Below are 22,051 nucleotides of genomic sequence, written 5' to 3' on the forward strand. Positions count from 1 at the left end.
GTGTTAACAAAAATTTCACTTTTCAGAAACGTCATTTTACGAGAAGTGGGAGTTAGCGCTCAATATTTCGATGAAATGTCTGAAACTTAACAATAATGATAGAAAAGATAATGGTGTGATCGAGAGATATAAAAAAGGCTGTTGAATTTCAACAGCCTTAAATCTATTAATTTCAGAGGATTAACGTAATCCTAACTGGAAAATTAGGTTTTCTGCTTCACAAGAGAATGTAAAATCAGCGGTTAGTTGAACACCACCATCAACATCAGCAAATTGTTGATTAATTTTGCAAGGTTCTGAAGCGATAGATTGTGCTTTTGCACTGAGTTGATCTAACATTGCTTGCGCTTGTACTTTATCAGCGAAGACATGCTGATATGACGCTGTGCAATTCTTATTGTCAATAATAGTACCCACATCTACACAACAGCAAGCAGCGGTTTCTTCTGCACTACAACGATTAATTGCGTCTGCCATTTTAGTCTCCCAACGAAAGAAATGTTAATTATCTATCATAATCATAAAAAAATAAAATAAACTGCTTTAGCTCAAATTTTATTACAATTTTACAAAAATAATTGATTTTTCTGTTTATTTAACAATCAAAAACATCTTTATCGGGATATTTTGTGAAAAATATGTTAACCAAATCCCAATTATTGAATCAAAATAGAAATATTTGTAAAACATACTTGCAACATTTAGGGTAATCAACTTTATACTTAATCAACTGGTCTGATTTGTCATAACGACAACCGCACCTAAAATCCAGCGCTTCTAATCAGAAGTTACTAACTTAAAAAAATTATGAGGGTTTAGGTCATGAACCGTAAAAACCTGTTTACTCGCACAGCACTAGCTGCCATTGTAGGAGCAATCTCCTCTCAAGCAGGCGCTGCCGGTTTTCAGTTAAATGAATATTCAACTTCAGCACTAGGGCGTGCATTTTCAGGAGAAGGCGTTATTGCCGATGACGCAAGCGTAGGTAGCCGAAACCCAGCTGCACTGACTATGTTTGATCGCCCCGAATTTTCTGTCGGTGCTATCCTTATTAACCCAGGCGTTGATGTTAAAGGTAAATCACCTCTTACAGGTACTGATACCACTGCAAAAGATATCGCACCAAGTGCATTAGTACCTAATATCCACTTTGTAGCCCCCATCAATGATAAATGGGCCATTGGCGCATCAGGTACAACAAACTTTGGTTTAGCGACAGATTTCCCTAACGATTATCCTGCAGGACTTATCGGCGGTAAAACTGATCTGAAAACCATGAACTTAAACTTAAGTGCAGGTTACCGTGTAAATAACCAATTTAGCGTAGGTTTAGGGTTAAATGCTCTTTACGCTGATGCGGAAATTACTCGTCATGTTGGTGAAGCAGGTAAAGTGTTAGGTGGTGCATTATCTCAAAAACCTGGCATGGGACAATTAGGTAGTTATTTATCAAGTTTATCTCCTAGCGATCGCTTTGCTCAGTTAAAAGGTGATGCATGGGGCTTTGGCTGGAACGCAGGTCTATTATACGAATTTGATGAAGGTAACCGCATTAGCTTCACTTATCGCTCTAAAGTAAAAGTGAAATTTAAAGACGGCGAATATCAAAGTGATTTACGCCCTATTCCACAACTCGAAGGAATGGGAATTGTCGGCACTAACGGTGAAACCATTAAAGGCAAACTTGATCTTAACCTACCTGAAATTTGGGAATTTGCAGCTTACCACCGCGTCGCACCAAAATGGGCTGTTCACTATAACTTCGCTTACACCAGTTGGAGTGCGTTCGAAGAGTTAAGAGCAACGCGTAAGAGTGATGGTCAACAACTGTTTAAGAAAGAAGAAGGCTTCCGTGATGCATGGCGTGTGGCTTTAGGTACAACCTATTATCACGATGATAACTGGACATTCCGTACTGGTATTGCCTTTGATGATAGCCCAGTTCCTGCTGATAAACGTTCTATTTCCATTCCAGACCAAGATCGCTTCTGGTTAAGTGCAGGTACAACTTATGCATTTAATAAAGATATGTCTGTTGACGTGGGCTTAGCGTATATGCACGGTAAAAAAGTCACAATCAAAGAGAAATTATCTGAAGATTTACCATTGCCTGCTTATGAATTTGAATCATCAGGTAAAGCATGGTTATACGGTATGAACTTTAACTACCGTTTTTAATTTTCACTGTATTTTTTATACAAAAAATGGTCTTTTTTAAGACCATTTTTCATTTATACATAAAACTAACAACAAAGGTTAGTCAATGGAATCTAAGTCATCTTCGATAGCTTTCGCATTAGGGTTTTCTTTTACTGTACCCGCTTGGAAGTCATTACTTTGGAAATAGGCTTCACGCATCATTAGATAAGGATCAGACGAGTTTTGTAAAATTGCATCAGAGTCGAGCAATTGTGCTCGTGTTTCAATGCCTTCTAATGCCCATTTACCCGCCGACATCCAAAATGTTAAATAGCTCAGCATAGGATACGTTAAATCAGCCCAATCACCACCTTCTTCACGGACAGTAAAGCTACCATAGCCCGGTACAACAACATAAGGGCCGTAATCCATACCATAATGCCCTAATGTGCTACCAAATCGCATTGGGACTTCTTTTTCCATCGTCTCTTTAGACATGCCAGCAACATCTATTAAACCACCCATACCAAAAACGGTATTAATCCAGAAACGACCAAAATGTTTTGCACCCTTTTCAAAGTCACCACGCAATACGCTGTTTACCATACTTGCAGGCTCTTCTAAATTACCTAAAAAGTTAGATAAGCCATTTCTTGCTGGTGGTGGCACATAATCACGCCAAACAACGGCAACTGGACGTAAGATATAGGGGTCTAAAACATAGTAGTTAAAATCAAACATCTGGCGGTTAAACCCTTCTAATGGGTCAGAGCGCCCCTCCCCATTATTAGGGGTACTTGCACATCCTGAAAGTAAGGCGACTGAAAGAGCAACACCGCACAGGCGATACTTCATAATGTTCTCCGCTAATTATCTTATGATGAGCAGCATCATAGTTCGCATATTCATAAACTCTAGACATAATACTGTCAATGCATGATAAGTGGTACTTTTATTAGGTTTTGATCTTATAAGATAATTCGGGTTTTGTGATTACCTTATCGAGCGGATTTAAAATATTAGCCCAATATTATTAGGCTAATATAAAAATACATGATGTGATTTAATTATATTCTTTTATCGCTAATAGCTCTTCTGGATCTAGGTATGAAAAATGCTTTTTTAGTGAAAGCTTACCAGAAATATGCAAATCATCTTTAACCACTAACGTGCCATTTTCAGTATAAAAATTCACTAAATACTCAAGATTTTTGTCAGTAACAGCTTGGTTTGCATCGGTTATTAATTGCGTTAGCAATTGGGTATGTTGTTCCAATTCTTCAGTAGTGAACATTTTCCTCTCCTTATCTTTAAGCCAGATAAGGAATTTAAATAAAAAAACCGCTCATCAGGAGAGTTCTTAAATACAATCAATTCCCACCACTAAGTGATGGTAATAATAATTGCTGGAAACGTTGTATAATATGACATAAAAATAAACCTTATAAATAGACTAAATAAAATCTAGCAGTAATTTATTTTTTAAACAAAAAATACAGGATCAGACGTGCTATTTATTTTACACAATACCTCAATAATGTCCTTATCAGTAATTCTATTAGCGTTCATTTTTACTTGGAAGGTTTCTAATTGTGTACCTTTTACATCATCACTATGATATTCGCGTAAGTTAATAATCGTTTTGATGCCTTGGGCTTCTAACCATTTCATTTCACCCGGTGTTGGCTGTCCTGAACGATAAACTTTTCCTGAAACTTGATGGAAATTTTCAGGAGGTACAAGAATATCAATTGACCTAGAGTTACACCCCGCCAGTAGAAAAAAATAAGTAATAAATAAAAATTTCAGATATCGAATATCATTAATTGATTTTATGTCCATATAAAAATCTAAATTTATTATTGGTGATTGAACGAAGAAGTAAAACAAGGGTGATAATAGCGTGAACTGATAAACACAGCTCTAGGAATAATATCTAAATTTACAGGATGGGTAATAGATGGCGTTCCCTACAGGAATCGAACCTGTAACTAGCCCTTAGGAGGGGCTTGTTATATCCATTTAACTAAGGGAACATACGTAATAAAATTAAGTACAACTTATGGACGGGCTATATTTTACCCCCCTCACTCTCTATTAATCAAGTTTTAACGCACTGATATTGGAAGGAATTTTTTTGTTTCTTTTTTGAACAATGTAATTTGGCTTAAAAACCATCTGATAAATATCAGCATCAATGATTATGGCTTGTTCTTATATATGTCTGTTCTATTAAAACTCTTTCAGTTGTTTTAAAAACAATTTCGGTGAATATCCCATCTCTTTATTAAACATCGCACTAAAGGCACTCGGATTTTCATAACCCAGTTCTAAAGCAACTTCAGTAACTGAATCACCTCTCTTTAAAGCGGTTAACGCATACATTAAACACGCTTTTTGACGCCAGTCTCGAAAAGAAAGACCCGTTTCTTTATGAAAAAGACGGGTAAAAGTACGTAGGCTCTTATTTAATTTTTCAGCCCACATTTCTGGTGTCGTGCGAATATTAGGTTGTGACATAAATTCAGTACACAATTCATCTAATAAAGCATGTTGCGGTAATGGTGTAAAATAAGGCAATGGCTTAGCATGAGCTAATTCATGACAAAGCAAAGTCAATAATGCGCTATCTCGTCCACCTAAATCATAAAGTAAAGGAAGTTCATTGGCCGAAAGTAATAGCTGATGAAGCAGAGGGGAAACTTGTAAAACCTCACAATATTCTGAGTGACGGGGAATTTTATTAGGCTCAATATAGAGACTATAAGTACTACTCCCCAACATCAGCACTTGATGTACCTTTTCTGCTGGGATCCACACGCCACTGTAAGGTAATACAATCCATTGACCATCTTCTGTTTTAACTTTCATTACCCCATTAGGGGCATATAAAAATTGAGCTCGTCGATGATGGTGAGCTTCAAGTAATGTGTCATAAGGATAATCAGAGCCTAATGCTAAAATATCACGAGGAAGGTTATCCACACTGTTGATATCGATATTACGCATAATATTTAAATTGTCCTAAATTCGTATAAACTTGTCATTATCGCGTGGGTAAGCCATCATTTTATTCTATATTGTTAATCTCCTGACTCAACAGGAGATTTGAAATGACACTCTGGCTGATTTCTTTTGGTTTAATTTCAGGCATCACAACATGGTTATTTGGCTTTGGCGGTGGCTTTGTCACTGTTCCCTTACTCTATACACTGATTCTTACACTCTGGGGAATAGACAGTTTACCTGCTGAACATGCTATGCAAATCGCGGTTGCTACCTCTGCATTAATTATGTTGTTTTCTGCAACAGTCACAACCATTAAACACCATAAGGCAAAAAGGCTTGATTGGAATATCATGTCCATTCTGTTTATTGGTATTGCTTTTGGTGGGATCTTAGGTGCTCTTCTCGCCTTAACGGTTAAAGGTGTGTGGATCAAATGGATCTTTATTGGTTATCTTTTTGTCACTATATTAGACTGCTATTTTCGCCCTGGTTTTATGGCTCCTACTCACAACTCAAAAAAAGTGACCAAAGCAAAAGAAAGCATTAATGGCACAGTAATTGGTATTATTGCCGCTTTTCTAGGGGTTGGTGGAAGTGTGATGACAGTACCTTTATTGCGCCGTAGAGGAACACCAATGGCACAATCCGCAGCAATCGCCAATGCATTAACCTTACCTTTAGCACTCACTGCAACATTCACTTATGTCGCCCTCTCTTTTACGTCACCTTTAAATAGTGAATCTGGTTTTATTGGTTATATTTGGCTAAAAGCTGCACTTATTCTGATTTGTAGCACTTGGGTTGGCTTGAAGATCTCTGAACGCTTTTTATCTCGTATTCCCGACAAATGGCATGCAAGAGTTTATCCTCTGTTACTGAGTCTTGTTTTAATTGTCATGCTGTTTTAAATCCTTTCTTCTATTTCTATATAGAAGAGACGAAGGCAATAAACAACGAAAAAACAATAATGGCTACACATAAAATAGTGGCAAATGGTGGTTTTGAACGTTCAAAAAATCGCCATTTTTTTAACATTTCACCCTATCTTTTTCCTACGCACCTTCACTTAGCATTAATGATATTAAGACACATAAAACAAAAAATATCTCTTTTTGACAATCACGATACAGTTCCATAACTATTAATATCATTAATTAATATTTAAACATAATGAACAATAATTTATAAATTGTCTCGTATTTAGCACCAGTCTGTTCACGTTTTACTGAGCCTTTTTTGTACCATTAATCACCAATTTATTTTTCTTTTTTATTTGTATTTATCATCAAAATAATAAGTTAGCTGTTTTTCAAAAGAAGATAATTTAAGAAGAAACTGGATTTAAACAACATAAAAAATATTATTTATTCTCATTTTTAAATAACAAATTAATTACAATATAACGAATCATCGATATATAAATTATTATATATCGATAGACTTTTTTGTCAAATTTTAATTATTATTAATCATATATTTTAAATACACTTTAATAAAATAGATTGATACCATAAACCAGTGAATTTAAAAGAACAATCTGTAACTGTTATATCCCTTAAAATCTCCTATTTCTTCTCCAAACTTTTATAATAGTATCCAATGAAAGAAAATAATTATCATTTGATTTTGTCTATTTTAGTTAAATTATTTAGTGACATTTATTAACGTCTTATTCTCTATTATTTATTATTTACAACCAAGTCATCACTTATGGATTAATAAAATGGAGACGCCTTCAAATATTTATTTAACCGTCTGTATATAATATTTAGCTATAAGAAGAAACTGGAGGTTATATGAGTATTAGTCGTCGTTCTTTTATTAAGGGGATGGGAATAGGATGTGTGGGTTGTACCGTGAGTAGTTTGCCACCGGGTGCACTTGCATTTAATCCAGTAGATTCTCTTAAGGGTCAGTCAAAATTAACACCTAGCCTGTGTGAAATGTGTTCTTATCGTTGTCCAATAGAAGCTCAGGTTGTTAACAACAAGACCGTTTTTATCCAAGGAAATAGAAATGCGGAACACCAGAGTAGCCGAGTTTGTGCAAGAGGTGGAAGTGGCGTTAGCCTAGTTAATGATCCAAACCGGATTGTCAAACCCATGAAACACAAAGGCCCTAGAGGTGCTGGTGAATGGGAAGTAATAAGCTGGGAACAAGCTTATCAAGAAATTGCAGAAAAAATGAATACCATAAAACAAAATTATGGTGCAGAAAGTATCTCTTTTTCATCTAAATCAGGTTCACTCTCTTCTCACCTTTTCCATTTGGCAGCCGCATTTGGTTCACCGAACACGTTTACACACGCATCGACTTGCCCTGCGGGTAAAGCCATTGCAGCATCAGTGATGATGGGTGGCGATCTTGCGATGGATTTAGCAAATTCTAAGTATATTATCTCTTTCGGTCATAACCTTTATGAAGGTATTGAAGTCTCTGAAACGCACGAACTAATGAGCGCCCAAGAGCGTGGTGCAAAACTAGTCAGTTTTGATCCTCGTTTATCTGTCGTTTCAAGTAAAGCTGATGAGTGGTTCGCAATCCGCCCAGGCGGGGATTTACCTGTTTTAATGGCAATGAGCCATATTCTTATTAAAGAAGATCTTTACGATAAAGATTTTATTGAGAAATTTACCGTTGGCTTTCCACAATTAAAAGACGTTTTACAAGATACAACACCTGAATGGGCTCAAGCACATTCTGATGTTCCCGCTGAAGATATTGTTCGTATCACACGCGAAATAGCAGCAAAAGCACCTCATGCACTGATTATGCCTGGTCACCGCGCAACCTTTAATAAAGAAGAAATCAATATGCGCAGAATGATCTTCACCCTCAATGCCTTACTCGGCAATATTGAACGTGAAGGCGGTATGTATCAGAAAAAAGCAGCTTCAAAATATAATAAATTAGCAGGCATTAATGTTGCTCCTGAATTAGCGAAACCAAGCGTTAAAGGTATGCCTGAAATTACCGCAAAACGCATTGATGCAACAGCACCTCAGTTCAAATACATCAATAAAGGTGGTGGTATTGTTCAGTCCATTATTGATTCAACTTTAGAAGGTGTGCCGTATCAAACAAGAGCATGGATTATGTCTCGTCATAATCCATTCCAAACGGTCAGTTGTCGTCCAGAGTTGGAAAAAGCAGCACAGAAATTAGATTTAATTGTTAGCTGTGATGTGTATTTAAGTGAAAGTGCTGCTTATGCAGATTATCTGTTACCTGAAACCACTTATTTAGAGCGTGATGAAGAGATTTCTGATGTTTCAGGGCTAAATCCTGCTTATGCCCTTACGCCAGCAAGTTGTTGAACCTATTGGCGATACAAAACCAAGCTGGTTAATTTGGATGGAACTAGGTAAAAAATTAGGTCTAAGCCAATATTTTCCTTGGGAAAATATGGGCGTTCGTCAGTTGTATCAAGTTAATGGCGATGAAGCACTGTATAAAGAAATCCATAAAAAAGGCTATTTATCTTATGGTATTCCATTGCTATTACGTGAACCTACCTATGTTAAAGCGTTCGTAGAACAATATCCTGATGCGATTAAGCATGTTGATGACAATGATATGATGGAAAAATCCCTCTCATTTAAATCACCAAGTGGCTTAATTGAAATTTACTCTGAAGAATTAGAAAGCCGTTTAGAAAACTATGGTATTCCACGCTTCCACAACTTCCCATTAAAAGAAAAAGACGAGCTTTATTTTATCCAAGGTAAAGTCGCCGTTCATACTAATGGTGCAACACAATACGTACCATTATTAGCTGAATTAATGTGGGAAAACCCAGTTTGGCTACACCCTGAAACAGCTAAAAATCATGGAATTAAACATGGTGATGAAATCATTCTGGAAAACAGTATAGGCAAAGAAAAAGCACATGCTTTGATCACTGAAGGCATTCGCCCTGACACCGTATTTGTTTATATGGGATCAGGTGCAAAAGCAGGTGCGAAAACAGCAGCGACTACAACAGGCGTTCACTGTGGCAACTTATTACCTCATGAAATTAGTCCTGTATCAGGTACTGATGTGCATACATCAGGTGTCAGAATTAGTCGGGCTTAAGGAAAAAAATAACGATGAACAATAATGATAAACAATTTGTCATGTTACATGATGAGAAACGTTGTATTGGCTGCCAAGCTTGTACTGTTGCGTGTAAAGTCATCAATGACATTCCAGAAGGATTTAGCCGACTTCAAGTCCAAATTCAAGGTCCTCATGACGACGAAGCAGGTAACCCACATTACCAATTTTTCCGTGTTTCTTGCCAGCATTGTGAGGATGCACCTTGTGTTTCTGTTTGTCCTACTGGTGCCTCTTTTATTGATGAGAATGGTATCGTTCAGGTGAAAAAAGAGCTGTGTATCGGCTGTGATTACTGTGTTGGTGCTTGTCCTTACCATGTTCGTTATATCAATCCAATGACGCATATCGCAGACAAATGCAACTTCTGTTCTGATACTCGATTAGCTGAGGGTGAATTACCTGCATGTGTATCGGTATGCCCAACAGATGCACTTGCTTTTGGTCGCATCGACTCACCTGAAATTCAGGCTTGGATCAAACAAAAATCCGTTTATCAATACCAATTAGATAATGTCGGAAAACCAAGTTTATTCCGTCGTAAAGAAATCCATCAGGGAGATAAAGCATGACTAGTATCTGGGGAGCAGAACTCCATTATACGCCAGATTATTGGCCTGTATGGTTAATGGCAGCTGGTTTATTAATCGTTGCTATGATAGCAGTATTAGTTATTCATGGCTTACTACGCTATGCCCTTGCGCCAAAACACTCTGGTCATTATGAAGAAGAGCGAGTTTATTTATATTCTAAAGCAATTCGTTTTTGGCACTGGGGTAATGCTTTACTGTTTATCCTATTACTATTAAGCGGATTTTTAGGGCATTTCTCTATCGGAAATGTCACTTCAATGGTGCTATTACATAAGATCTGTGGTTTTGTACTTATCGCATTCTGGATTGGTTTTATTTTTATCAATCTAACAACCAGTAACGGTGTGCATTACAAAGTAAGATTTAGCGGATTAATTGGTCGTTGTATCAAACAAGCTCGCTTTTATCTTTACGGTATAATGAAAGGCGAACCACATCCTTTCGCAGCAACTGAAACTGATAAATTTAACCCACTTCAGCAACTCGCTTACCTAGGTGTGATGTTTGGCTTAGTGCCACTGTTACTTGTTACTGGTTTATTATGTTTATATCCTGAAGTCCTCGGTTATGGCTATTGGATGCTAAAAGCACACTTAGTATTAGGAATAGTGGCATTAATGTTTATTTGTGCACACTTCTACTTATGTACACTGGGTGATACTTTCACTCAAACATTCCGTAGCATGATCGATGGTCATCACCGTCACCAGAAACATGATGATCATGGTTCCATAGCAGAAAAAACAGAGCATTAATTTCTCAATATTCCTTCTGTTACGTTTCATTTCCTAAAATGCCCGTTTGAACGGGCATTTTTTTGATCTTAATTCAGAAATAATTTTATAGTTTTATTATTAGCAAATATATCATTTTATTTACATGTTATTCGGTGTATAGTCGGCGCCCCTTTCGATATATAAATATTTATATAATGATATACATTGCATTTGCGATGGGTATCGTTATATATATTTTTTAATATCACCCTCACCGATCAGCAACTCAAACACATTCTTAAACCTCTCAAAGACTAACTGTTACCGCCTCTTCATATTCACAGCGAAGAGGCAACAATAGTCCATCCCAATGTGATATTAACTACTATTATCCATAGATAGTCATTTAATGATAAATACTTAAATTTTGATCTAATAACGTATTCCCTCCAATGCACACATTTTGTCTTTATCATATTAAAATTCATTCTTTTTAAATTTATTGGTATAAAAGGCATAAGTTATACGTTTAATAGCTTCAAAAATGTTATCAGGAGGTGAAATCGTGGTGGATAATATAAGAGGTAATTTTATGGGAAGCTTATTCTAAACAAGTATTAATTAGCTGTTTTTTTCTCATACAAATAAATACGAGAATATATTTCTCTAAGTATGAAACTCTCAGTTCATTTGTAATAAAATTATTCTTTTTTCTTGAAAATTAAAAATTCTCATTCTCTATATACGTAAAATGCCCTAATAAGGGCATTGGTTTCATATAGAGGCTTTATTTCATCTATTAAGAAAATTCTTATTATTAACTAACCAGAGAGAAACACTTACATATAAGAATTATCTTACTCAATTTAGTTATTCTAAAATGAGTTACTTTCTAATTTAAGAATATTATTAGAAGATAGAAAGAGCCTTGCTATCGAAATGAGCTGGAATATGTTGTTCATGACGCTCAGTTTCTTGAGCTATTCCACCTGTTACTTCTTCAAAGAAGCTACCAATATTAACGCCTAGTACTTCAAGAACTCTAACTAAGCAATCAATATCAATACGGTTTACACCACGCTCATAACGAAATAACTGTTGTTCACTAATATCAATCTCTTTTGCTAACTGAAATACAGTATAACCTTGAGATTTTCTTAATGACTTAATTTTTTGTCCAACTGCATAAGCGACTGGATACTTGCTACTCATAATATTGTTCTCGCTTTTCACTTTGATTGATATCTAATTTTATAATGGTGTGTTCCTGCGCAATAATATGTAAAAATATATACTATCGAGGACACCTTTTTGTTTTAATAAAATATTATTTTTAGTAGATAAGAAATATTACAATTCATAACATGACTTATCATATGTAAATAATATACTACGCATTTAAACACTTTCAACTAGTCAAAAAAAGACAGTACAAGTACAATGATTTACTCATAGTAGTAAACAATACCTAGGATAATGGTACATTCCCTTTATTTTCATGCAGTTAAAATATTTTATTTATAAAATTACGCTTTTTTTTCCTTAAACTTTACTCATTAATTAGAATTATTATCTACTACAAGCTTAATTTAAAGTGTGATTGTTTGAATTGTGTAAAAATAAATCAACTTATATCAGTCTAATTTATTTAAAATAATAAATTAACCTCATAAAGGTAACGATTTTCTTATTTTTATTAAATAACTTAAGCAATATCAATGAAATCTGATGAGTTTACAAAAAAATCAATATTATAGTTTAATTTCAATAAATTACATGCATTGCATTGAAATATAGATATAAATCTCATTTTAAACATTTGTTAATTAATTTATATAAGCATAAACCCTTACTCTTTCAACTAAATATATTACAAAACCTACAATTCTTTATTACTCTAGAATAAAAAATTATAGATTTAATTACTCATTTTTTTTGAATTTTTATTAATGAATAACTTATTTTAATTTTCAATTAGATTAAAAACCTTCTTTATGAAATAGAAAAAAGGTGAATGTTAATATAAATATATTTTGTTTTATCAGTAAGTTATTAGAATACTACACTTATTACCATAAAAACTATTCTTTTTATGAGCATAAAATACTATTCTTTCTTTTTCACTCAAATACGCGTATTTGATACATTACAAAAATAATGTAATCATCGCATCTTAAGCCAAATTAACGAGGGAATGAACTATTAATTATCGCCTTTAGCATGATCTAATTTTGTTAAAAAAAACAAAAATTAATCTTTTTACGTCCTAAGTAACTATACTCATTCCATATAAGAGTTATTCTTAGGGCAAAATAAACATTAATATTTTTATATAATTTATATTCCTGCTAAATGCACAATTTTCTCCATTTTTCTTAAAAAATGAAATTAACCACTTCAGGACAAATCAATTAATGATGAAACAAGTGCTTTTTGCTTTATATCATTTACTATCTAGTTCATTATGATGAAAAAATTGATAGATATCAAATTTTGAAATTAATTTATTTTAAATCATAGAATTAAGCAAGATATCCCGCTCTATCATATCTTTAAAAAAGAAGAATAAAGAAGATAAAACATCATTATATTTTATCTTTCTTCTTGTTAGCAGTATCCTATGATTTATAAAAAGTAAGAAGTATTAACTATAAAACCCTATTCTTATCTTTTAATCTTCTGAATTTTTTCTTAAAAAATGCGCACCACATATTTTTCAATGCTGATTTAAAATGTTTTAACTTACTCATTTTATGAGAGATATCGCTCATAAAAAGTGCTCAAAAAATTTATAACAGCGCATCTAAGGTTATTTAATTTTATTAATAAACTGGAAATGCCTATATCTACGTCTAAATAGAGTAGATCTTTCTTTTTCAGTTAGAGTAATTTTTTTAATATTTTCAGCTCAAAAATAAATACATACTTTCTACTGAGCACCCCCTCATCCAAAGTGATTAACTTAACAATAGAAGAGTGATTTTCTTTTTAAGCGCCTACACTTTAAATGATAAAGACATGACAGAATGTAAAAAAGCGTAATAAAGAAACTGAGTGACTGCTCCCCGCCCGTATTGGCCGAGGGTTTACGGCGTTTTTCGCTAAGTATTGCCTTGGGTATAGGGTATATGCCAATACAAGGATTAGGAAAGCATGTGGGTAAGGATATGCAGCCATGAACGGGGCATGCATGAGCAAGGTGATAAAACAGCAGATATAGAAAAAACAATTAAGGCTTAAAAGAATACAACTAAACTGCAATAACACAGGTATTAAAAACAAAATAACTATTGTTGCTTGTTTTTGATAAGTACTAGGGAGGACAAAGAAGAAATTATAACGAAGGAATAAAGAAGTGGTGGGCGGTATTGGGCTCGAACCAACGACCTCCTCCTTGTAAGGGAGATGCTCTACCAACTGAGCTAACCGCCCGCTTTATTATTAAATGGTGGGTCGTGGGCGATTCGAACGCCCGACCAATTGATTAAAAGTCAACTGCTCTACCGACTGAGCTAACGACCCATTTAATAATTTTGCGTAAATCTGTAAGTAGCTTTGTGAATGGTGGGTCGTGGGCGATTCGAACGCCCGACCAATTGATTAAAAGTCAACTGCTCTACCGACTGAGCTAACGACCCGTCACAATGTTCACTACTTTATGTTGTATTTTTAGGAATGGTGGGTCGTGGGCGATTCGAACGCCCGACCAATTGATTAAAAGTCAACTGCTCTACCGACTGAGCTAACGACCCATACCTAAATGTGTGATATTGCGCGAAATAACCGGATGAAGTGGTGGGCGGTATTGGGCTCGAACCAACGACCTCCTCCTTGTAAGGGAGATGCTCTACCAACTGAGCTAACCGCCCACTTCATGATGACTAAATTCTCACTACCACGCTTTAATGTAATTGGTGGGCGGTATTGGGCTCGAACCAACGACCTCCTCCTTGTAAGGGAGATGCTCTACCAACTGAGCTAACCGCCCAACTACACTAAATCATACAACTTATCACAACGAAAATAATGGTGGGCGGTATTGGGCTCGAACCAACGACCTCCTCCTTGTAAGGGAGATGCTCTACCAACTGAGCTAACCGCCCGTCGTGATGGGGTGCATTATAGGGATACTGCGCTATGAGTCAACGATTTTTATCAGTTTTTTATCGTGAAAATGATCGTTCGTTTTATTTTTAGTCAAGATGCTTTTTTTAGCACCATAAGTGACACAGCAATTAACCAAAGTAATCCTACGGATACTCTTCGTCAAACAAAAAATCATCAATTTGAAAAATTTATCTCTGTTAAAAGCTTAATGCCATTGAGGAATTAGCATCCAGTGATAAAATAAGGCAACCATTTCGTTTTTTTGATAATCACGATTACTTATCTATATATAAGTAAGACGTACAAAGGCAATCCCAATGAGTAAAATAAAAACCCGTTTTGCACCAAGTCCTACTGGCTATCTACATGTTGGTGGTGCGCGTACCGCACTTTATTCCTGGTTATATAGCCGTCACAATAAGGGCGAATTTGTACTGCGTATAGAAGACACCGACTTAGAACGCTCTACACAGCCAGCCATCGATGCAATCATGGACGGTATGAATTGGTTAAATCTGAATTGGGATGAAGGTCCTTATTATCAGACTAAACGCTTCGATCGCTATAACCAAGTGATTGATCAAATGTTATCTGCGGGTACTGCATACCGTTGCTATTGTTCTAAAGAGCGTTTAGAACAACTACGCGAAGATCAAATGGCGAAAGGTGAAAAACCTCGTTACGATGGTTGTTGCCGTGGCGGTAACCATAATCACAGCGCTGATGAGCCTCATGTTGTGCGTTTCTTAAACCCACAAGAAGGTTCTGTTATTTTTGATGACAAAATTCGTGGCCCGATTGAATTTAGTAACCAAGAACTTGACGATCTGATTATTCGTCGTACTGATGGTTCTCCAACTTATAACTTCTGTGTTGTTATTGATGACTGGGATATGGAAATCACTCACGTTATTCGTGGTGAAGATCATATCAATAACACACCTCGCCAAATCAATATTCTCAAAGCATTAGGTGCGCCTGTACCTGAATATGCTCACGTATCAATGATTTTAGGTGATGATGGTAAAAAACTATCTAAACGTTATAACGCAGTCAGCGTAATGCAATATCGTGATGACGGTTATTTACCAGAAGCACTATTAAACTACTTAGTACGTTTAGGCTGGTCCCACGGTGACCAAGAGATCTTTACGATTGATGAAATGATTGAACACTTCACTTTAGAAGCTATCAGTAAATCAGCAAGCGCATTTAATACTGATAAACTACTTTGGTTAAACCATCACTACATCAATACATTGCCAGCAGAGAAAGTTGCGGTTCATTTAGATTGGCATATCAAACAGCAAAATATTGATACCAGCAATGGTCCATCATTAGTCGAGCTGATCAAATTATTAGGCGAACGTTGCAAAACATTAAAAGAGATGGCTGAAAGTTGCCATTACTTCTATGTTGATTTCGAAACCTTTGAAGAAGCTGCCGCGAAAAAACATTTACGCCCAGTAGCTCGTCAACCACTAGAAGTTGTTCGCGATAAATTATCAGCAATTACAGAGTGGACGGCTGAAAATGTTCACCAAGCCATTCAAGATACTGCTGATGAATTAGAAGTGGGTATGGGTAAAGTGGGTATGCCATTACGAGTTGCTGTAACAGGTGCAGGCCAATCTCCTGGCTTAGATGTTACCGTTCACGCTATTGGTAAAACGCGTAGCATTGCACGTATTAATAAAGCATTAGACTTTATTACTGAAAGAGAAAACCAAGCTTAATTACCACGTTAATCTTGCTTATTAAGAAAGATACATTCCTAAAATGGGGAATGTATCTTTTTTTTGTACTCTTTTTCAGCAATCAATAAATAATGTGAGATTAACTGATTGACAGTATTGTGCTTGTTGCCTATTATCAAGCCCGTTCCAGTATGTTGGGGCTATAGCTCAGTTGGGAGAGCGCTTGCATGGCATGCAAGAGGTCAGCGGTTCGATCCCGCTTAGCTCCACCAATATACTTCTAGAACAATCCAATATGTGGGGTTATAGCTCAGTTGGGAGAGCGCTTGCATGGCATGCAAGAGGTCAACGGTTCGATCCCGTTTAGCTCCACCAGAATTTTAAGATCCTGAAGAGAAATCTTCGGGATTTTTTGTTTTCTACTCCCTCCACTTTTTAATATCGCAGATATGCCCATATTCAAACATAAAAAATGAATGGCCTGATCATATTAACTTTAGTTAACATAATGCATGAGTGGCATATTTATGAAAAAGAGTGAATTAGAAAATGTATTGTCATTATTTATTGAATTAAGCCAAAAAATTATTAATGCATTACCACCTGAAAAACCAGGTATGAACAATAATTAGCATCACCGCTTTAATGGCTTTAATAACCCTTCTAGACCTTCAATTTTAATTGCTAAGGTCATCTCCATAAGTTGACCAAGCTTACCTTCAGGAAACTCGCCTTTCTTTGCAAACCACAATAAATATTCTTCAGGTAAATCAACCAACATACGCCCTTTGTACTTACCAAATGGCATTTGAGTGTTTGCTATATCGATAAGGTGCTGTTTCTCTAACATGTTTTCTACCACGTTGTCATTGAAGGAATAGAACCGATTATAGGGCAATTTAAAGATAAAAAAAGCAGTACCCAAAGGTACTGCTTTATTTTCTGTTACTTGATTAACAAGTGACGCTGTTTACATTGTTATTTTATTCACATGCTATCTGTTTTATCTTCAGAGATTAAACAAACAGACCTGCGATAGCTGCTGATAAGAAGCTTACTAATGTAGAGCCGAACAGTAATTTCAGACCGAAACGAGAAACAACGTTGCCTTGTACTTCGTTCAGACCTTTAATCGCACCTGCTACAATCCCGATTGAAGAGAAGTTAGCAAATGAGACCAAGAATACAGATAAGATCCCCACAGAGCGTGGTGTTAACTCAGAAGCGATATCTTGTAAGCTACCCATTGCAACGAATTCATTAGACACTAATTTTGTTGCCATCACACTACCAACACGTAATGCATCTTGTTCTGGCACACCAATTACCCATGCTAATGGATAGAAAACGTAACCTAAACAATCTTGGAAGCTGATACCAAAAATCATGCTGAAAATCGCATTCACAGCAGCGATTAATGCAATGAAACCAATCAACATTGCAGCAACGATTAATGCAACTTTGAAACCCGCTAAGATGTATTCACCTAACATTTCAAAGAAGCTTTGGCCTTCATGCAGACTACCCATTTGAATATCTTCTTCATTTTCAACAGAATATGGGTTAATCACAGAAAGAACGATAAATGTACTGAACATATTCAGTACCAGTGCAGCAACAACGTATTTTGGATCTAACATTGTCATGTATGCACCAACAATTGACATAGATACTGTCGACATTGCTGTTGCAGCCATAGTGTACATACGACGCTGAGACATTTTGCCTAATACATCTTTATAGGCAATAAAGTTCTCTGATTGACCAAGAACCAGTGAGCTCACCGCGTTGAATGATTCCAGTTTCCCCATACCGTTCACTTTAGAAAGCACAGTACCGATAATGCGGATCACGAAAGGTAATACTTTGATATGTTGAAGAATACCAATTAATGCAGAAATAAAGATAATTGGACATAAAACATTCAAGAAGAAGAATGCTAAACCACCTTTCATCATGCCACCGAATACAAACTCAGTACCCTGTGCGGCATAGCCTAATAAGTGATCAAATAATCCAGCGAAGCCACGAACAAAACCTTCACCAACATCAGAGTTGAGGAAGAACCATGCTAATGCGATTTCAATAACTAATAACTGCACGATATAACGCAGACGGATCCCTTTGCGGTTGTTACTCGCAACGAATGCTAATGCGCCAATAACGGCGAGTGCTAAAACGAAGTGAATGATAGAGGACATGCATGCTCCAAAAATAAAAATAAATCTTGTAGAGCATTTTATGTAACGCGTAACATTACGATGTGACTACTGTCACAATCTCATGAAACCGCATACACACTATTTATTAAATAAGATAGGTTGATCACACTTTGAAAGTTACTTAAGAAACATTAAATGTAAATTTAGCTTAAGTGAAAATGCCACTGAGAAGGTTTCCCAGTAGCATTTATTAAATATTAGGATGATTATTTCGATTGATCAAGTAATCGTATCATTTCATCTTCATCGATAACAGTTATCCCTAATTCGTTAGCTTTCACTAACTTAGAGCCTGCTGCTTCACCCGCAATGACCATGTCAGTTTTTTTAGAAACACTTCCGCTTACTTTTGCGCCTAACGCCACTAATCTGTCTTTTGCTTCATCACGCGTTAACTGTGAAAGTGACCCAGTTAACACAACGGTTTTACCAGCAAAAGGATTATCACCCGCTTCATGAGTCACAATAACAGGCGCTTGCCATGTAATACCGGCATCATTGATCAATTGATCTATAACCGTTTTATTGTGTTCCTCTTGGAAGAAATTAACGACATGTTTAGCGACGACATCACCCACATCAGGGACTAATTTTAGCGCTTCTACATCTGCATTTCGTAATTCATCAAGGGTTGAGAAATGTGTTGTCAATCCACTTGCTGTTGCTTCACCAACTTCTCGAATACCAAGTGCATAAATAAAACGTGCAAATGTCGTTGATTTAGCCTTATCTAAAGCAGTGATCAATTTTTTAGCTGATTTTTCACCCATTCTCTCTAAACCAGATAGAATTTTTTCATCTAAACGGAAGAGATCTGCTGGTGTCTTGACATATTCTTTCTCAACCAGTTGGTCGATAATTTTATCGCCCATTCCATCCACATCCATAGCTCGACGTGAAACAAAATGTTTAAGTGCTTCTTTACGTTGCGCTCCACAAATTAAGCCGCCAGTACAACGAGCAACCGCTTCGCCTTCAATGCGCTCAACATCAGAATCACAAATAGGACAATGTGTCGGAAAGACAATCTCTTGAGCATCATCAGGGCGCTTTTCTTCAATCACACTGACAACCTGAGGAATAACATCACCAGCTCGACGAATAACGACCGTATCGCCAATGCGTATTCCTAAGCGTTCAATTTCATCAGCATTGTGTAACGTTGCATTACTCACAACAACACCTGCAACTTGAACAGGTTCTAAACGTGCAACAGGTGTAATCGCTCCAGTGCGTCCTACTTGGAATTCGACATCTTTGATAATCGTCATTTGCTCTTGAGCTTGGAATTTATAAGCAATAGCCCAACGTGGTGCTCTTGATACGAAACCCAGTTCCTCTTGCAATGCAATATCATCAACTTTGATAACAACACCATCAATATCAAAACCTAAATTGGGGCGAACTTCTTCTACATGGTGATAAAAATCAAGTACTGCTTTGCTGCCGGTGCAAAGTTTTACAGCATCGCTAACGGGCAATCCCCACTTTTTAAATTGTTGTAGGCGCTCATAGTGGCTTGTAGGTAATTCGCCACCTTCAAGTACACCGACACCATAACAGAAAAAGGTTAATGGACGTTTTGCTGTAATACGAGGATCAAGCTGTCTTAATGAGCCAGCTGCGGCATTGCGAGGATTAGCAAAAACTTTTCCGCCTGTGCGGCGCGCTTCTTCGTTTAAATATTCAAAGCCTTTTTCATTCATAAAGACTTCGCCACGAATTTCAATACGAGCAGGAATATCTTCACCATATAAACGCAGTGGAATGGCTTTGATTGTTCTCACATTCTCAGTGATATTTTCCCCTGTTGTGCCATCACCACGCGTTGCAGCTTGTACTAATACTCCATTTTCATAAAGTAAACTCACTGCCAATCCATCTAATTTTAATTCACAACAGAAAGTGATCTCTTCACTATTTTTTAAACGATCACGTAAACGCTTATCAAAAGCCAGATAGCTTGTTTCATCAAAAGCATTATCTAAGGAGAGCATCGGAATTTCATGTCTCACTTGCTCAAATGCCGTTAGAGGTAAAGCACCAACTCGCTGTGTAGGCGAATCAGAGGTAATTAATTCAGGGTGTTCAGCTTCTAATGCTTTTAGCTCATTCATTAAGCGATCGTATTCAGCATCAGGTATTTCAGGTGCGTCCATGACATGATAGAGATATTCATGGTGACGTAGAGTAACGCGAAGTTTATCAATTTTTTGTTGAGTGTTTTTATTCATGATTATCACCAAAGAAGAAAAACCCCCGCAAGCGGGGGCTTTTTTTACAGATATAAAGCTATTGATTTAAATCCAGCGTCCTACGAATTCTAGATTTATAAAGCTCGATTTTTTGTGGTGTTAAGAGTTTGCGTTCATCATCCAGCACAACACCACCTACATCAGATGCTATACGTTGAGCCGTAAGTAACATCAATTTAAAGTTTTGATTAGCATCACCATAAGATGGCACCATCATAAACATCGATACACCTGGTGTCGTTAATTCAGCCATCGTATCAATGTTAAATGTTCCTGGTTTCACCATATTCGCTAAACTAAACAACACAGGCCCATTGGCTGTTGGATTGAGATGACGATGGAAAATATTCATTTCACCAAACTGGAATCCAGCTTGAATGATACTTTGCATCAACACTTCACCATCCAGCATTTGACCATGATGTGCACTTACGTTTAGAACAATAACCAGCTCTTTCTCTGCTTCTGTTGCTTGCGGAGCAGATTCAACTTTTGGCTCTTCAGCCGGAGCATGATGCGAAGCCTCAGTTTCAACAGGAGTCACATGAGCCGTTGTCTCTGAAATTGAAGGCTCAAAACTCGTTGATGGGCTTACTGTATTAACGTGTGATTTTATTTCACTCGCAACATTAACCATAGGAGCTTGTTTTGGCTCATCCCTAACAATCGGTACAGGCTCATTTTCAATAACATCAAAAACACCAAGACTTGGCTCTTGCTGTAATGATGTGTCGTGAGAATTCCCTTTTGTTTGGTTTTCAGACATTAATGGATCTCTATCTACCACTGAAATTTCAGGTTCATGTAGAGGCTCCGATTTTATCGGTGGCTCACTCTCCCGCTTTTCAGTAGAGGATAAAGTTGATGTCTGATGACTAACCTCAGCATATTGTGGTTCGTCATCGTTCTCATCTGACTGATAATTCTGTTTCTGACGTTTTACTGGGCGATTACGGAAAAGCTTAGAACGCTCTTTTCGACCAATCCATAAGCCGTGTAATAACAAAGCTATGATTAAAATCGCACCAACAACGATTAATATCAGACGCAAATTTTGCTGCATCATTTCTATCTCTGTTGTCTTGAGGTTTAATAGCCACGTTGGCAAATATTACTTTTTACTAAGAGTATTTGCCAATGCTCATAAGTGCAAGCCAATACTTAATTTTCTTGTCACAAAGATACACACATCAATCTCTTATGCGCGTTTTTTAG

The 22,051-nt window shown here is 36.5% G+C and carries 15 protein-coding genes, 10 tRNA genes and 1 pseudogene; 8 read left to right on the forward strand and 18 right to left on the reverse strand.

What is annotated here, in order from left to right:
• Positions 1-180 precede the first annotated feature (180 nt).
• Complete coding sequence (locus ACWPWK_RS03935) at positions 181-477, reverse strand: YfcZ/YiiS family protein (RefSeq protein ID WP_006533378.1); 297 nt, start codon at positions 475-477, stop codon at positions 181-183.
• 345 nt (positions 478-822) lie between these two features.
• Between ACWPWK_RS03935 and fadL the strand changes: the two genes are divergently transcribed.
• On the forward strand, positions 823-2,178 hold the full coding sequence (fadL, locus tag ACWPWK_RS03940) for a long-chain fatty acid transporter FadL (protein WP_109370933.1): 1,356 nt from the start codon (positions 823-825) through the stop codon (positions 2,176-2,178).
• A 78-nt stretch (positions 2,179-2,256) separates the two neighbouring features.
• On the opposite strand, the gene mlaA is transcribed toward fadL, so the two are convergent.
• The 5 genes from mlaA to ACWPWK_RS03965 all read right to left on the reverse strand — a co-directional run bounded on the left by mlaA (position 2,257) and on the right by ACWPWK_RS03965 (position 5,148).
• Complete coding sequence (mlaA, locus tag ACWPWK_RS03945) at positions 2,257-2,994, reverse strand: phospholipid-binding lipoprotein MlaA (RefSeq protein ID WP_109370934.1); 738 nt, start codon at positions 2,992-2,994, stop codon at positions 2,257-2,259.
• A gap of 208 nt (positions 2,995-3,202) precedes the next feature.
• Positions 3,203-3,433: a hypothetical protein gene (locus ACWPWK_RS03950; RefSeq protein WP_109370935.1), complete on the reverse strand. Its 231-nt coding sequence runs from the start codon at positions 3,431-3,433 to the stop codon at positions 3,203-3,205.
• A 188-nt stretch (positions 3,434-3,621) separates the two neighbouring features.
• A complete protein-coding gene (locus ACWPWK_RS03955; protein WP_109370936.1) occupies positions 3,622-3,981 on the reverse strand; it encodes a fused DSP-PTPase phosphatase/NAD kinase-like protein in 360 nt (119 codons plus the stop codon).
• Positions 3,982-4,100: 119 nt separating this feature from the next.
• Positions 4,101-4,175: transfer RNA gene (locus ACWPWK_RS03960), tRNA-Arg, on the reverse strand.
• 196 nt (positions 4,176-4,371) lie between these two features.
• Positions 4,372-5,148, reverse strand: a complete 777-nt coding sequence (locus tag ACWPWK_RS03965) for an AraC family transcriptional regulator (protein ID WP_109370937.1) — start codon at positions 5,146-5,148, stop codon at positions 4,372-4,374.
• Positions 5,149-5,252: 104 nt separating this feature from the next.
• Here ACWPWK_RS03965 and ACWPWK_RS03970 point away from each other — a divergent pair, with 104 nt between their 5' ends.
• From ACWPWK_RS03970 to phsC, 4 genes and pseudogenes are all read left to right on the forward strand, one after another.
• Complete coding sequence (locus ACWPWK_RS03970; protein WP_109370938.1) at positions 5,253-6,056, forward strand: sulfite exporter TauE/SafE family protein; 804 nt, start codon at positions 5,253-5,255, stop codon at positions 6,054-6,056.
• 888 nt (positions 6,057-6,944) lie between these two features.
• A pseudogene (gene phsA / locus ACWPWK_RS03975) lies at positions 6,945-9,225 on the forward strand (thiosulfate reductase PhsA).
• Between the two features lie 14 nt (positions 9,226-9,239).
• Entirely contained in the window at positions 9,240-9,818 is a 579-nt protein-coding gene (locus ACWPWK_RS03980) for a 4Fe-4S dicluster domain-containing protein (protein ID WP_023581663.1), read from the forward strand.
• Positions 9,815-10,594, forward strand: coding sequence for a thiosulfate reductase cytochrome B subunit (gene phsC, locus ACWPWK_RS03985; RefSeq protein WP_109370939.1), 780 nt, complete (start codon positions 9,815-9,817; stop codon positions 10,592-10,594). The genes ACWPWK_RS03980 and phsC overlap by 4 nt, the downstream gene beginning before the upstream one ends.
• An 870-nt stretch (positions 10,595-11,464) precedes the next feature.
• Here phsC and ACWPWK_RS03990 read toward each other — a convergent pair.
• The 8 genes from ACWPWK_RS03990 to ACWPWK_RS04025 form a co-directional block, all read right to left on the reverse strand.
• On the reverse strand, positions 11,465-11,767 hold the full coding sequence (locus ACWPWK_RS03990; protein ID WP_109370940.1) for a helix-turn-helix domain-containing protein: 303 nt from the start codon (positions 11,765-11,767) through the stop codon (positions 11,465-11,467).
• Between the two features lie 2,144 nt (positions 11,768-13,911).
• A tRNA-Val gene (locus ACWPWK_RS03995) sits at positions 13,912-13,987 on the reverse strand.
• Between the two features lie 14 nt (positions 13,988-14,001).
• Positions 14,002-14,077: transfer RNA gene (locus ACWPWK_RS04000), tRNA-Lys, on the reverse strand.
• A 40-nt stretch (positions 14,078-14,117) separates the two neighbouring features.
• Positions 14,118-14,193: transfer RNA gene (locus ACWPWK_RS04005), tRNA-Lys, on the reverse strand.
• Between the two features lie 38 nt (positions 14,194-14,231).
• Positions 14,232-14,307, reverse strand: a tRNA-Lys gene (locus ACWPWK_RS04010).
• A gap of 41 nt (positions 14,308-14,348) precedes the next feature.
• Positions 14,349-14,424: transfer RNA gene (locus ACWPWK_RS04015), tRNA-Val, on the reverse strand.
• 43 nt (positions 14,425-14,467) lie between these two features.
• A tRNA-Val gene (locus ACWPWK_RS04020) sits at positions 14,468-14,543 on the reverse strand.
• A gap of 39 nt (positions 14,544-14,582) precedes the next feature.
• Positions 14,583-14,658: transfer RNA gene (locus ACWPWK_RS04025), tRNA-Val, on the reverse strand.
• Positions 14,659-14,979: 321 nt separating this feature from the next.
• Between ACWPWK_RS04025 and gltX the strand changes: the two genes are divergently transcribed.
• The 3 genes from gltX to ACWPWK_RS04040 all read left to right on the forward strand — a co-directional run bounded on the left by gltX (position 14,980) and on the right by ACWPWK_RS04040 (position 16,734).
• Entirely contained in the window at positions 14,980-16,398 is a 1,419-nt protein-coding gene (gltX, locus tag ACWPWK_RS04030) for a glutamate--tRNA ligase (RefSeq protein ID WP_109370941.1), read from the forward strand.
• Between the two features lie 157 nt (positions 16,399-16,555).
• Positions 16,556-16,631: transfer RNA gene (locus ACWPWK_RS04035), tRNA-Ala, on the forward strand.
• A 27-nt stretch (positions 16,632-16,658) separates the two neighbouring features.
• A tRNA-Ala gene (locus ACWPWK_RS04040) sits at positions 16,659-16,734 on the forward strand.
• Positions 16,735-16,993: 259 nt separating this feature from the next.
• Here the strand turns inward: ACWPWK_RS04040 and ACWPWK_RS04045 are convergent.
• The 4 genes from ACWPWK_RS04045 to zipA form a co-directional block, all read right to left on the reverse strand.
• Complete coding sequence (locus ACWPWK_RS04045) at positions 16,994-17,209, reverse strand: DUF3820 family protein (protein ID WP_023581656.1); 216 nt, start codon at positions 17,207-17,209, stop codon at positions 16,994-16,996.
• Positions 17,210-17,375: 166 nt separating this feature from the next.
• Positions 17,376-18,560: a NupC/NupG family nucleoside CNT transporter gene (locus ACWPWK_RS04050; protein ID WP_099073755.1), complete on the reverse strand. Its 1,185-nt coding sequence runs from the start codon at positions 18,558-18,560 to the stop codon at positions 17,376-17,378.
• A gap of 227 nt (positions 18,561-18,787) precedes the next feature.
• Positions 18,788-20,815 carry an NAD-dependent DNA ligase LigA gene (gene ligA, locus ACWPWK_RS04055; protein ID WP_109370942.1) on the reverse strand — a complete coding sequence of 676 codons (2,028 nt, stop codon included), beginning with the start codon at positions 20,813-20,815 and terminating at the stop codon, positions 18,788-18,790.
• Between the two features lie 58 nt (positions 20,816-20,873).
• The gene (gene zipA / locus ACWPWK_RS04060; RefSeq protein ID WP_109370943.1) at positions 20,874-21,902 is read right to left on the reverse strand and encodes a cell division protein ZipA; all 1,029 of its coding nucleotides are present in this window, start codon (positions 21,900-21,902) and stop codon (positions 20,874-20,876) included.
• Between the last annotated feature and the right edge of the window lie 149 nt (positions 21,903-22,051).

The sequence above is a fragment of the Proteus sp. Marseille-Q3619 genome, assembly GCF_965283115.1.

Excerpts from the sequence above, each read along its gene's own strand:
- ACWPWK_RS03950 (WP_109370935.1), bottom strand. The coding sequence starts at position 3,433 with ATGTTCACTACTGAAGAATTGGAACAACATACCCAATTGCTAACGCAA.
- ACWPWK_RS03965 (WP_109370937.1), bottom strand. The coding sequence starts at position 5,148 with ATGCGTAATATCGATATCAACAGTGTGGATAACCTTCCTCGTGATATT.
- gltX (WP_109370941.1), top strand. The coding sequence starts at position 14,980 with ATGAGTAAAATAAAAACCCGTTTTGCACCAAGTCCTACTGGCTATCTA.
- ACWPWK_RS03935 (WP_006533378.1), bottom strand. The coding sequence starts at position 477 with ATGGCAGACGCAATTAATCGTTGTAGTGCAGAAGAAACCGCTGCTTGC.
- ACWPWK_RS03970 (WP_109370938.1), top strand. The coding sequence starts at position 5,253 with ATGACACTCTGGCTGATTTCTTTTGGTTTAATTTCAGGCATCACAACA.
- phsC (WP_109370939.1), top strand. The coding sequence starts at position 9,815 with ATGACTAGTATCTGGGGAGCAGAACTCCATTATACGCCAGATTATTGG.
- ACWPWK_RS03955 (WP_109370936.1), bottom strand. The coding sequence starts at position 3,981 with ATGGACATAAAATCAATTAATGATATTCGATATCTGAAATTTTTATTT.
- ACWPWK_RS03990 (WP_109370940.1), bottom strand. The coding sequence starts at position 11,767 with ATGAGTAGCAAGTATCCAGTCGCTTATGCAGTTGGACAAAAAATTAAG.
- mlaA (WP_109370934.1), bottom strand. The coding sequence starts at position 2,994 with ATGAAGTATCGCCTGTGCGGTGTTGCTCTTTCAGTCGCCTTACTTTCA.
- fadL (WP_109370933.1), top strand. The coding sequence starts at position 823 with ATGAACCGTAAAAACCTGTTTACTCGCACAGCACTAGCTGCCATTGTA.
- ligA (WP_109370942.1), bottom strand. The coding sequence starts at position 20,815 with ATGAATAAAAACACTCAACAAAAAATTGATAAACTTCGCGTTACTCTA.
- ACWPWK_RS03980 (WP_023581663.1), top strand. The coding sequence starts at position 9,240 with ATGAACAATAATGATAAACAATTTGTCATGTTACATGATGAGAAACGT.
- zipA (WP_109370943.1), bottom strand. The coding sequence starts at position 21,902 with ATGATGCAGCAAAATTTGCGTCTGATATTAATCGTTGTTGGTGCGATT.
- ACWPWK_RS04050 (WP_099073755.1), bottom strand. The coding sequence starts at position 18,560 with ATGTCCTCTATCATTCACTTCGTTTTAGCACTCGCCGTTATTGGCGCA.
- ACWPWK_RS04045 (WP_023581656.1), bottom strand. The coding sequence starts at position 17,209 with ATGTTAGAGAAACAGCACCTTATCGATATAGCAAACACTCAAATGCCA.